Origin of the sequence: Ehrlichia ruminantium str. Welgevonden, assembly GCF_000026005.1 — a bacterium.
GTDB classification, from domain to species: Bacteria; Pseudomonadota; Alphaproteobacteria; order Rickettsiales; family Anaplasmataceae; genus Ehrlichia; species Ehrlichia ruminantium.
On sequence record NC_005295.2, the window covers coordinates 934812 to 947554 of the forward strand.

The following is a 12743-nucleotide window of genomic DNA, read 5'->3' on the forward strand; positions in this document are numbered from 1 at the left end:
TTAAATGTAATTAAAGATAAAAATTTCCACTACAAGCTTTGTTCCACTCTAATTTAAACTGTTGTAAATGTCTCTTTTGGCTTACATCTAAATATAACAACAGATCATCTATACTCTGATTATAACTTAACGTTGTAATTCTGCTTTGATGATGCATAACTCTCAAATATACTAGATAAGTATTGATAACATCTGTTTCACAATAATCTCTAATTTCTGATATCTTATCATTATCATATAACTCAATAACTTTTGACCCATCTGTACCAAATTTTCCAGGAAAATTTAAAATCGAACATACCTCATTCATTTTTATCCTAGCAGAAGTACCAAAATCAGATAAATAATCCAATAAATCACAATGCCAATCAATACTATAACGTTGAAAGTAATTATTCCACTTATCTCCAACTTTATACAAACACCCTGCTTGTATCCCATATACCATTGCTCTATATTTCAACACTGGAAAATCAAAAGTACGCCCATTAAATGACACAAATCTTGGCTTTAGAGATGAAGCATACTGAAAAAAACCCTTAAGCAGATCCTCTTCTGTAGAATCTATCTTTCCCCCAGAACGCACTTCTTGCAGGTGAAAAGATTCATATTCTCCTTCTTTCCTAATACTTGCTTTCAAAAAACTAATAGCAACTACCTTATGAAAAGGCTGTCGTAAAAAAGAGTTTTTACCATCTGTAATTTCAAGGTGATAATTTGCTAATGCCTCTCTTCTCTCAGTCACACCATGTACATCATCAAAATTATCTAAAAGATTAGTACAAACATTCACATCTGGTACTGTTTCAATATCAAAAACTAACAAATTACTCAGCATATCCTACACACTCATTTAAATGATTCTGCCAAAACTCTCGAACTTTTACAAATAAAAAAAGATGTACTTTTACTTGAAGTATGTTTTCAAGATCAGATTTAGATTCCATACTAATTTTTTTCACCATTTCACCTTTCTTACCTAGAATGATGGTCTTATGACTACCCTTAGTCACATATATAACTTGTTTAATAATTAAACTATTATCTTCCTTTTCTTCAACCAATTCAGTAACCACAGATAACGAATACGGCAATTCATGACGTAAAGTTATAAATAACTTTTCACGTGTAATTTCAGCCATAAAAAACTTCAAAGGTGCATCACTAATCTGATCATCATTATATAACCAAGGACCATAAGGTGAAGTTTCACACAAATAATCTACTAATTTATCTATACCAATTCCATATAATGCAGAAATAGTAAAAGCCTTAGAAAATTTATATAAAGAATACATATATTCTATTACTTCACTAACTATCGATTGATGAACTATATCAATCTTGTTAAGAACCAAAATAGCATTAAGATTAGAATGTTTTATTCTATCAATAATCTTTTTCAGATGCTGATTTAAATAGTTTTTTACATCAACTAATACTATTACATTTTCAATGCCCTTGAGAGACATCCATGCATGCTTAACTAAAAACTTTTCCAATTTTGTCTTTGGTGAAAATATACCCGGTGTATCTATAAATATCAACTGTACATTTTCATGATTTGAAACAGCATGCATCCTTACTCTTGTAGTTTGCACTTTTGGAGTAACCGCTGCAACCTTTTGCCCTACTAGTACATTAACTAATGTTGACTTACCTGCATTAGTTGCCCCAACTATAGCACTCATAGAACATTTTCTACCTACATGATTCATATTTTTCTGCTAGTACTAACTAATTAAACATACTTATACATCAGAAGACCTGTATCAAAATTATAACACATAATTAAGATCACAATACAATTAGAAACTACTATTTATAGAATTACAAAAAGCCAAAACAGTAACTTACTTATACTATATATACTCTGGTATTACACATTAAAAACATATTCTATGCAATAAAATTTTTTAATAAATTAAAAATGTGTAACCCAATAAACAAAAAAACAATACAAACATTACTAAATATGTGTAGAAAACATAACAATAAAACAATTATTATCTACAGAGTATATATTTAAAGTTTACCAATTAACATTGGTACTGACTACTTACAATTAGAACACTATAATTTTAACAACATTTTGCTATATGTATAAATTAAATACAAGTACTTACCATAAATACACTTTACAAAATAGAAACAAATAAAAATATTAACTTAAGCATAAATTCTTATACTGAAATTTTCTTATAAACAGAAATAATTGCAATTTATAGAAGTGTACACATAAAAACTATAAAGTTCATAATAAAAAAAAGATTCACACAAAATAACATTAATACCAATATCTATATAGCTATATTAAACATAATATAAAATTCATTATTTATATAATTACAATAAAATGTTTAATAATTTATCAGGTTTTTATATAGATAGTTACTTATTACTTTAAGTATATAAAATCTCAATATCCTTGATCTTTTACTAAAAAAAGATTTATGTAAAACCATTTAATATAAATAAATTTGTATCATAACAATATGATACAAAGCTTACTAGCATTTAATTACATGTCATTACTTCAAATATTCAAGATTTACAAAGGTTTTATAGTTAAGTGATTTATCATCAATACCAACATTAAAAAATCAAAATACTAGCAAAACTCTTATTACTAACTTTTATAATATAGTAACAACATTAATGCTTATGCTTTACCTTCTGATTAATAGATAGAAAACTGATAACTATTTTACCTATAAGCTAAATGTCCATAAACCTTAGCAACATTCAACACTAATTAATTATCACTATATAAACAGCATTGATAAAATACATTTTTAGCTATCTAACTAGTTAAAAAAAAGGACCTTGACCTGCTTTATTTAAAAATATATGTATACCTAAATTACTATTAACTAATCTTTAAATAACAAATATTCGTTACATGTAATATTAGTCTTATTTGTAACCAAAACACATCAACATTATTCATTGTTTTTCAGTAAATTCATAAAATTTACATCTTTAAATTTATTATAGTCAACCTTACTGAACTTATTCATTAAATTACTCATTTGATTAAATTGCTTGATTAACATATTAATTACATTAACTGGTACACCAGAACCTCTTGCAATTCTGGTTTTACGTGAACCATTTAATATCTTTGGGTTTGCTCTTTCCTTTTTCGTCATAGAATTCACAATAGCTATATATTGTTTTATTCTACTATCATTAGCAATTCCAGCAACTTGACGTTTAACATCAGAACCAAAATTAGGCATAAACTTCAAAATATTACTAATACCACCAAGTTTATTTAAAGCTTTTAACTGCTGAACTAAATCATTTAAATCAAACTTACCTTTCTGAGCTTTCTTCTGCATTTCATCTATAGCAGTTTTACCTACAACTTCAGTAGCTTTTTCTACTAAAGATACAACATCACCCATATTCAATATTCTTCTAGCAATTCTATCCGGATAAAAATCATCTAAATCACTTAATTTTTCTCCAGTCGCAAGGAATTTAATAGGAGTACCAGTAGACATCTTCATTGATAAAGCAGCACCACCTCTTGAATCACCATCAATACGAGTTAAAATTATACCTGTTATACCAATATTACTATCAAACGATTTAACTACATTAACAGCATCTTGTCCTATCATAGCATCGGCAACCAAAATAACTTCACTTGGAGAAGTAATAGCTTTAATAGCCTTTAATTCCTCCATCATAATCTCATCTACGTGTAATCTTCCAGCTGTATCAAAAATTAAAACATTACAGTTACTTTCCTTAGCAACTGTAATTGCCCTCTTAGCTATATCAACAGGTTGTTGCTTCTCAATAATAGGTAATGTCTTAACGTCTATCTGTTTCCCTAAAATTTCCAATTGAGTTTGAGCTGCAGGACGATATAAATCTAAAGATGCCATCAACACTTCTTTCTTTTTATTTTTAAGCCTTAATGCTAATTTTGCTGTAGTTGTAGTTTTACCAACACCTTGAAGACCTACCATCATAATCACAGCAAAAGGTTTTGCAGAAAGATCTAGATCTCGTTTTTCAACCCCTAATATCTCAATTAAACAATCTTGTATTTTCTTTATTACCATCTGTGTGGGTAATACACCTTTTATTGTAGTTTCTCCAACTATTCTATCTTTTATATCATTAATAAAACTCTTAACTACAGACAACGCAACATCAGCCTCAAGTAAAGCTACCTTAACCTCTTCCATAACAGAATCAAAATCCTCAGAAGAGATAACATGTTTACTCTGCATCTTCTGGAGAACTGCAGTTAAACTACTAGTTAAAGATTCAAACATAAATATACACTAACCATAATAATAATAAATAACATAGGTAATATTATAGCAAATCCTAAAGATTTCATATTTGATATGTTCACCACTTTTCCATGAGTTTCACATAACAATAATGTACTACAATTCAACACATAACTTATTATGCTAACAATAATACCAGAAACATACAATAAAAAATCACCAATAAATAACATAAAACGAGCTAACAAAATTCTGTAAAACCAATCTAATTCCATAGTAAAATTGATTCTTCCTTTAAAAAAGGAACAAAAACAAATAAATAACAGTATACTGCCAATTATTATACCACCCTGTAATATTACACTATGTAATTGTTCATAACTTAAATTATAGAAAAGATGATAACTTCCATACATTCCTAAAAAAATACAAATCAATACTAGTACAACCATTGAGACTCTTGCACCAATATTTTGCTTCATCTGATTAAAAATAAAACCATCTCTCGGTTTAGAGATAAATACAAACCAAAAAAATTTTAGACCAACACTAACAAACAACAAAGTACTACATACTAAAAATAACTTACTCACTATTGCGTTAGTCATATCTGTAGTATCTATACTATGACTTACAAGAAACTTAGATATAAAACCTGCTGTCCCAGGGAATGCTCCCATATTTAATATAGCAATCGCAGAACATATAGCCTCTAATGGCATCTTCTTTAATAATCCACCAATTTCATTAAGATTAAATTTTCTAGTATTATTTATCACAGACATAGCAACTATAAACAATAAAGTTTGATATATCATAGACAACACTATCTGAAATACAATTATACTACGAACAGATACTCCACTACTATATGAAAAACCTACAGCAGTAATAACTAATCCCATTTGCCCAACTAAGTTGTAACAAAGTAAACGCTTAATATTGTTTTCTAATATAGAAAAAACTATTCCATAAATAGCAGTTGTAATACCTAAAAACAATAATATCTCTTCCCCTTGAAAAAAAGATAGTAACGCAAACGCCGCAACTTTAGTTGTAAAAACAGATAATACTATAATTCCATTATTAGCTGTTGAAGAATATGCATCAGGTACCCAAGATGACATAGGGAAAGATGCACAATTAATTAATATTCCTATTAACAAAAATAATTTACAATAGCTGTTATAATCTATAGATAATTCAACCACACTACCAGATGCACCAACTAACAATAGTACTCCAGCAAAAAAATGAATATAAGAGTAATGTATAACCTGATGCATATTTTTTCCATTAGATCCAGTAGCAATTATCATAACTGCACTTAATGCCATAATTTCAAAAGAGATAACAAATTTTAGCAAACTTTCAGCAGAAATGGCTATTACACTACTTAAATAATACAAAATGTATAAAATTATCTCTTGCTTCTTTATTTGTGAAATATATAGAAAAATTAGAGTAATAATTAAAGAAAATACAAAAAATAACACTGTATTATAAAAATACAGACTGCTTTCTATCTTATATAATAAATCACTCAATGTTATAGAAAATAAGTCAAAGAAACTCATAACTAAGTCAATAACATACTTACCCATAGTCACTCTATAGTACTATTACCTACTTCCATATATATCATACTAATACTAATTATTACATAGGCAACAAATAGCATTATAAATTATAATTTATATAAAGGAAAATATACCATATAAACACTAAAAGCAATACATAACAGGTATTGTAACATTTTACTATCACATAATTAAATGTCATTGACTACATAATCTATTCAAGAAACTACAAACTCAACTAAAAAAAAATTTAAGTAAAAATAGGTACAGGCTTATTAAACTACCGATAACTGAAAACAATAACCCATTCACATAAGTTGTAAGTATAATAATTACTATAAATTGAGAGTTGACGTTTCATAACCATTCAAATAATAATATAATGTGCAAGATATATTGATTGATAAAAACCATATAATTTTAAAAATAAAGTCCAGCTAACCTTAACATCAAGTTGTAATAAATATTCTATAACCAAAATAATTTACATCTTTACATAGGTAGTTAGGTAATAATTATAATACAGTTTATAGTTGATGTTTCAATGATCAGTTAATAATATAACAATAACATATGTGGTATACATGATTAATAAAAACTATATAATTTTAAAAATAAAGTCCAGCTAACCTTAACATCATGGTTATAATAAATATTCTATAACCAAAATAATTTACATCTTTACATAGGTAGTTAGGTAATAATTATAATACAGTTTATAGTTGATGTTTCAATGATCAGTTAATAATATAACAATAACATATGTGGTATACATGATTAATAAAAACTATATAATTTTAAAAATAAAGTCCAGCTAACCTTAACATCATGGTTATAATAAATATTCTATAACCAAAATAATTTACATCTTTACATAGGTAGTTAGGTAATAATTATAATACAGTTTATAGTTGATGTTTCAATGATCAGTTAATAATATAACAATAACATATGTGGTATACATGATTGATAAAAACTATATAATTTTAAAAATGAAGTCCAGTTAACTTTAACATCAAGTTATAATAAATATTCTATAACCAAAATAATTTACATCTTTACATAGGTAGTTATGTAATAATTATGATACAGTTTATAGTTGATGTTTCAATGATCAGTTAATAATATAACAATAACATATGTGGTATATATGATCGATAAAAACTATATAATTTTAAAAATGAAGTCCAGTTAACTTTAACATCATGGTTATAATAAATATTGTGTAATAAAAACAACTATAACGATAACTCAATAATACTTTAATATTTTATCCAATATAGCTTTATGAAATAATAACACTTATTTATACAGTTTATCCAGTATACATAGATATTATACTATCACATCAAATTTTAATTTTTACTAAATAAAAAAATATTTATATCAGTAGTATACTAATTAGTGTATTATCAACAGATTACGTGTGTTATTTAATCGGTAATCTTATGCTATTTAAATACAATCCTGATAATACTAAAAATATACATGATGAAGCTTTAAAATGTCTAAGTAGTATAAAATTATCGGTATATAGCTACCGTTGTATGGGATATACAGGAAAAGACGGAATTTTAAGAGTTATATCAAATCCAGATAAAATACGTATCCCAATTAAACCAAGTATTGGTTATTCTTTATTTTATCTGAAATGCACTATATCTCCTAAAACTCTCAGTGAAAACCTATCATTAATAAATATGGCACTAGCAGTTGTTAATAGTCCTACACTTAATGTTATGATTAGAAGTAGGCATCTTGCACCTGCTATGTGCATGGGATTTTATATATTAATACACAGTGATAACCTTAAGTTACTAACAAAACAAGAACTTTCTCCTACTCGTAATGTAGCTAGAGTTGGTCAGTTATTACTTTGTAAACCTAATTCTATAGGCAATGGCATATATAAAATAAATATGGATTTTGATGAACTAAAAGCTTTACAAGCAGTTAAAGAATTAGAATCTGCTCAGTTTATGGTAATAAAACCTCTACCCGTTAAAATGAATAAACCATTATTTGAAGGAAATTCAAATAATTATTCTTCGCTAGTTGAAGAATCCAGTACCCATGAAACAAACACCACAAGCAATACAGAAAACGTATCAAATGAACAAGGTGCAGTAGGAGGAGATATACAACCACAACAACTCACTAATACGGAAGCAGCAACATATGATATTAATTTTTTAACTGATGTCTCAATAGCTCTTGAGAAACTATGTGAAAAATACTATTAACAAATTAGTAATAATTTCCTTCTTAACTATTGTAAAACTTACAATTATATTTACTTACAGTATGCATGGTGACTTTTTAATTTTATGGTGATTCTTCCATACTTTTATATATTATGCTCATCATTAGTAGTTCAAAACCATGCATATACACTTTAAATATAATAAACATTACAAGCTTTCGATACTAAAAAAATAAAATCTATCAGTAATATCAACTCAGTAAGCTAATTTCCCTTCTATTTCATTACCTAGAAGATATTTTAATCTATTAATAACATAAGGAAACATACGTGAGATAATTATTTTATAATATCAAGTTACCACAACCTTAATTTATAGCAGGTTATCTTATAAATTTAACCATCAATATTATAAAAATAATCGTAAATGATACACTAAGTATTATATAATATAAGAACAACGTGTGTTAATTTAATCGGTAATTCTATGCTATTCAAATACAATCCTGAAAATACGCAACAGTTACATAATGCAGCAGTAAAGTGTTTAGAGAACATAAAAGTGTATGTAACATTATCTCGCTGCATAGGATATACAGAAAATAATGGAACTTTAAATGTTATAGTCAGCAAAGATAAAAAAGAAAGCTTATGTAAACCTCAAGGTATATCTTTATATTATATGACATGTAGTCTATCTGAGCATAAAGTTGCTAATCACAAAGAAATATCGGATATCTTAAAAGCAGTTATTCGTAATAAAATTGTGCGTGCAAGTGTTGATTACCGCATTACAGCACCTACTGCAGATTTCGAGTTTTATATATTAATAGACGAATCTAAAATTCACATGATAACAAAGGAATACCTTTGCCCTGTCAATAACATAGGTAATCTTGGAAAAATAATACTATGTAAACCCTTATCTGTAAGCAAAGGAACATATTCATTAGACTTGTACTTTGATGAAGAAGAAGCTTTAAAAGAGTTTGGAGGACTAAAGAATGCTATCTTCACAAGATTAGATATTAGACGACCACCTACTACTAAAAAACTACAATCTACAAAAGGCTCACATGGCTATTTACAACTATCAGACAAACATAATAAACATGAAACAAGTTCTACAACCATTAAACAAGGTGCAGTAGGAGGAGATATACAACCACAACAACTCACTAATACGGAAGCAGCAACATATGATATTAATTTTTTAACTGATGTCTCAATAGCTCTTGAGAAACTATGTGAAAAATACTATTAACAAATTAGTAATAATTTCCTTCTTAACTATTGTAAAACTTACAATTATATTTACTTACAGTATGCATGGTGACTTTTTAATTTTATGGTGATTCTTCCATACTTTTATATATTATGCTCATCATTAGTAGTTCAAAACCATGCATATACACTTTAAATATAATAAACATTACAAGCTTTCGATACTAAAAAAATAAAATCTATCAGTAATATCAACTCAGTAAGCTAATTTCCCTTCTATTTCATTACCTAGAAGATATTTTAATCTATTAATAACATAAGGAAACATACGTGAGATAATTATTTTATAATATCAAGTTACCACAACCTTAATTTATAGCATATTATCTTATAAATTTAACCATTAATATTATAAAAATAATCGTAAATGATACACTAAGTATTTATATAATATAAGAACAACGTGTGTTAATTTAATCGGTAATTCTATGCTATTCAAATACAATTCTGACAATACGCAACAGTTACATAATGCAGCAGTAGAGTGTTTAGAGAACATAAAAGTGTATGTAAAATTATCTCGCTGCATAGGATATACAGAAAATAATGGAACTTTAAATGTTATAATCAACCAAGATAAATCAGGAATTTGTGTGAACCACAAGCACATAGATCATTGTTTTATATAGAATGTAGTATACTTTCTAAGAGAGTTTTTGATAATCCATCAATATCAAATATGATGAAAGCTGTCATCGGTAAAAAAATAGCTCACACTTTTTTTAACTATGCAACCAGTACCTACTGTAGATATAACTCTACATATTAATAGATAACAGCAAACTCAATATGCTCATAAATGAGCACTTCATGCCAATATATAACATAGAAAGTATTGATCAAATAATATTGTAAACCCTCTTAGTGTAGCTCATGGTTTATACTCATTAGATATGGATTTCGATAAAGAAAAAGCTTTAAAGAATTTTGGAGGATTACAAAATGTTATGTTTATAAAAACAACAACCACACCACCTATTACTAGAAAATTAGCACCAAATAAACTGAACTATTCACAACTACTATAACACAATAAAGATGAAGTAAGTACCAAAAACACTAGTACTAGATGTGCGGTAGAATGAGAAAATGTATTACAAAGTCAACAAAGTATTTTAAGTGCAACAGAAACTACATCACCTTTAAAACCTAGTTCTACCAATATAGACATAAGTTTTTTAGTCATCTTACAAACAGTCTTGATAATTTTGTAAAATATTATTAATAGGCTTTAGTCATTATAATTCTCTCACTAACCATTTAAAAGCTTATAATATTATTGATAGTATATCTATCCATAAACTAATTATAAGTAGAACTCACAATAAAATGAGAAATACATAAACAATACTGAGATTATTGTGCATCAGTTATATAATTAATCACAGTTTTAACCTCCATATTATATTCATTTTATGACTAATGCATAAATACTACTTTACAACATCAGTCTTAAATTTAGCATAAAAACACCACAATCTAACTTACATTAACAATACCTTACTCTACACAAACATATATGCTTGTAACAGCATAATATGCTTGTAATAGTATAAAAATAATATTATTATACCATTACAATCAAGCCCATGTGTAAATTAATGGAATAACTATGCTCTTTAAAAACAGTGCTGAATACACACAAAATTTACATAGTCGTGTATTAGACGATTTAAATGACATGAAAGAAAAAATCGATGTAACACGCTGCCGTTGTATAGGAAAGACAGATAACAGTGGAAATCTAACAATTTTTACAAGTAAAAATAACAAAAACGATCTATGCACACCAGAAGGTAAATCATTATTTCTCATTAGATGCCATTTATCTCGTCACACAGTAAACAAATACCCAGCTATCAAAGAATTGTTATATAATTTCATTCATAGTGCACTTCCAACACCAGTCTTTATACTAAATATATACTTCTTAGTTCATGAACAGAAAACACAAAAATTTAAGGATTTATTAGAACATTATAAGATAACAGCACATACTGACAATCATACTAATTTAAATATGAGTGGTTTTGGTATTTTCATTTTATGTAGACCATTATACGCAGGTAACTATGTAAACCAAGCTTAATAACATTTTTAACGAATCAGAAGCTTTACAAACTCTTGCTGGTAGTGAATTAAAAAATGCTACTTTTATAAATATCGATATAACACAACATACAGAAGATAATACAGAAGAAAGTCCTATAACTACCACTACAGCACATAAGACACAATATCAAAAGAAAAAACACTATGGTATATATCATGTTAATACACCCACTAAAGAACTATTACAGGCACAAGTAGATAGTACAGAACCTAACAAACAGACAGATAATACAGAAACATCATCCAGGACAGAACCTCCTAGATGGCTTACCAAGTCACATCTTAAAAACAAATTTGCAAGTATTATCTCATCTACAGAACAATCAGATATACAAACTATAGAGAATGCTGAACCACAATCAAAGGCAGTATGTTCATTAAAAGTAAGAGCAAATGATAATATACATAGTCGTCGTGTAACTATAGTAGAAAATAAAAATGAGGTTAGCACAACACTAGCAAATATAACAGTTGATCGACATAGTACCATAGAAGTTTATTTGCAAGATATATAATTTTACATTACAATATCATCTTCTGTATCTGTTTATAAAGATACAGCTATTATTAACTCTAATAACTTGTAGTAGGTATACTATCGCTTTACACTTAAAGCTATTTCTTTAATAAGCTAATTGCCCTATCTCTAAAAGCAGTAATTATCTTTTTATATGCATGGTCACATACTAAATTAAATCCAGATTGCAACATAGGAATTTTAAAAGCACAACTAATATAAAATTGTACTAATGTTTCATCTTTTTTTTGTGGGACAAAAGTCCATTGATTATATAAAAATTTAAATAAATTTTCTCCTCCTTCAACCTTTATCCACCCTGGCAATTCCACAGTAGGCTGCTCAAATATAATATATGAAGTATATTGACCACTTAATCCCTTGAAACTTGCTAATAAATCAGCAACTATCATCGCATCGCTACGTTGCTTTATATATACTGCCTTACACCATGGAAGAAAATCTGGGTACTTCTCTACATCTAGTACTATATTAAATAAATCAATAGCAGAAAAATTTAAAATTTCCTCCTGATTTAGATTATATTGATTATTAGACATAATAAGATCTTTCTACAAGAACAAAAAAATCTTACGGAGGAAACCGTAATTGCCGCCTATGCTCTGAATATCCTGAGACTTAAGTTAAGGTGGGTACCGTTTATTAGTCACCACTAACTAACAGTGACAGTTCCCTAAAGAATCAATCGAGCTCGAGGAATTAACTTAACTTCAACGTACAACACAGAAACCCCCATAAGATCGTAACATAATACAATGGATCTATCAACT

The 12743-nt window shown here is 27.5% G+C and carries 11 protein-coding genes and 1 other RNA gene; 5 read left to right on the forward strand and 7 right to left on the reverse strand.

The features are described 5' to 3' along the window. Nucleotides 1–10 precede the first annotated feature (10 nt). The 4 genes from ERUM_RS02945 to ERUM_RS02960 form a co-directional block, all read right to left on the reverse strand. Nucleotides 11–838, reverse strand: coding sequence for a 3'-5' exonuclease (locus ERUM_RS02945; protein WP_011155221.1), 828 nt, complete (start codon nucleotides 836–838; stop codon nucleotides 11–13). Next, complete coding sequence (era, locus tag ERUM_RS02950; protein WP_011155222.1) at nucleotides 828–1718, reverse strand: GTPase Era; 891 nt, start codon at nucleotides 1716–1718, stop codon at nucleotides 828–830. Before era ends, ERUM_RS02945 begins: the two co-directional genes overlap by 11 nt. A gap of 1224 nt (nucleotides 1719–2942) precedes the next feature. Further along, entirely contained in the window at nucleotides 2943–4295 is a 1353-nt protein-coding gene (gene ffh, locus ERUM_RS02955) for a signal recognition particle protein (protein ID WP_011155223.1), read from the reverse strand. Further along, a complete protein-coding gene (locus ERUM_RS02960) occupies nucleotides 4280–5860 on the reverse strand; it encodes a proton-conducting transporter transmembrane domain-containing protein (protein WP_231837197.1) in 1581 nt (526 codons plus the stop codon). Before ERUM_RS02960 ends, ffh begins: the two co-directional genes overlap by 16 nt. Before the next feature lie 1424 nt (nucleotides 5861–7284). Here ERUM_RS02960 and ERUM_RS02965 point away from each other — a divergent pair. The 5 genes from ERUM_RS02965 to ERUM_RS02980 all read left to right on the forward strand — a co-directional run bounded on the left by ERUM_RS02965 (nucleotide 7285) and on the right by ERUM_RS02980 (nucleotide 11412). Further along, nucleotides 7285–8079: a hypothetical protein gene (locus tag ERUM_RS02965; RefSeq protein ID WP_011155225.1), complete on the forward strand. Its 795-nt coding sequence runs from the start codon at nucleotides 7285–7287 to the stop codon at nucleotides 8077–8079. Between the two features lie 447 nt (nucleotides 8080–8526). Next, nucleotides 8527–9303, forward strand: a complete 777-nt coding sequence (locus tag ERUM_RS02970; RefSeq protein ID WP_011155226.1) for a DUF3023 domain-containing protein — start codon at nucleotides 8527–8529, stop codon at nucleotides 9301–9303. A gap of 448 nt (nucleotides 9304–9751) precedes the next feature. Then, entirely contained in the window at nucleotides 9752–9952 is a 201-nt protein-coding gene (locus ERUM_RS02975; protein ID WP_011256122.1) for a hypothetical protein, read from the forward strand. 264 nt (nucleotides 9953–10216) lie between these two features. Further along, entirely contained in the window at nucleotides 10217–10351 is a 135-nt protein-coding gene (locus tag ERUM_RS05190) for a hypothetical protein (RefSeq protein WP_258010793.1), read from the forward strand. Nucleotides 10352–10935: 584 nt separating this feature from the next. Further along, a complete protein-coding gene (locus ERUM_RS02980) occupies nucleotides 10936–11412 on the forward strand; it encodes a DUF3023 domain-containing protein (protein WP_011155227.1) in 477 nt (158 codons plus the stop codon). Between the two features lie 177 nt (nucleotides 11413–11589). Here the strand turns inward: ERUM_RS02980 and ERUM_RS02985 are convergent, their stop codons facing one another. From ERUM_RS02985 to ssrS, 3 genes are all read right to left on the reverse strand, one after another. Beyond that, nucleotides 11590–11886 carry a hypothetical protein gene (locus tag ERUM_RS02985; RefSeq protein WP_151450213.1) on the reverse strand — a complete coding sequence of 99 codons (297 nt, stop codon included), beginning with the start codon at nucleotides 11884–11886 and terminating at the stop codon, nucleotides 11590–11592. A 164-nt stretch (nucleotides 11887–12050) separates the two neighbouring features. Continuing rightward, nucleotides 12051–12512 (reverse strand): type II toxin-antitoxin system RatA family toxin, encoded by a 462-nt coding sequence (locus ERUM_RS02990; protein WP_011155229.1) that lies wholly within the window; start codon nucleotides 12510–12512, stop codon nucleotides 12051–12053. Nucleotides 12513–12548: 36 nt separating this feature from the next. Next, nucleotides 12549–12705: non-coding RNA, 6S RNA (ssrS, locus tag ERUM_RS04900), on the reverse strand. Between the last annotated feature and the right edge of the window lie 38 nt (nucleotides 12706–12743).

Excerpts from the sequence above, each read along its gene's own strand:
- ERUM_RS02975 (WP_011256122.1), top strand. The coding sequence starts at position 9,752 with ATGCTATTCAAATACAATTCTGACAATACGCAACAGTTACATAATGCA.
- ffh (WP_011155223.1), bottom strand. The coding sequence starts at position 4,295 with ATGTTTGAATCTTTAACTAGTAGTTTAACTGCAGTTCTCCAGAAGATG.
- ERUM_RS05190 (WP_258010793.1), top strand. The coding sequence starts at position 10,217 with ATGGATTTCGATAAAGAAAAAGCTTTAAAGAATTTTGGAGGATTACAA.
- ERUM_RS02990 (WP_011155229.1), bottom strand. The coding sequence starts at position 12,512 with ATGTCTAATAATCAATATAATCTAAATCAGGAGGAAATTTTAAATTTT.
- ERUM_RS02945 (WP_011155221.1), bottom strand. The coding sequence starts at position 838 with ATGCTGAGTAATTTGTTAGTTTTTGATATTGAAACAGTACCAGATGTG.
- ERUM_RS02965 (WP_011155225.1), top strand. The coding sequence starts at position 7,285 with ATGCTATTTAAATACAATCCTGATAATACTAAAAATATACATGATGAA.
- ERUM_RS02980 (WP_011155227.1), top strand. The coding sequence starts at position 10,936 with ATGCTCTTTAAAAACAGTGCTGAATACACACAAAATTTACATAGTCGT.
- ERUM_RS02960 (WP_231837197.1), bottom strand. The coding sequence starts at position 5,860 with ATGGGTAAGTATGTTATTGACTTAGTTATGAGTTTCTTTGACTTATTT.
- ERUM_RS02970 (WP_011155226.1), top strand. The coding sequence starts at position 8,527 with ATGCTATTCAAATACAATCCTGAAAATACGCAACAGTTACATAATGCA.
- era (WP_011155222.1), bottom strand. The coding sequence starts at position 1,718 with ATGAATCATGTAGGTAGAAAATGTTCTATGAGTGCTATAGTTGGGGCA.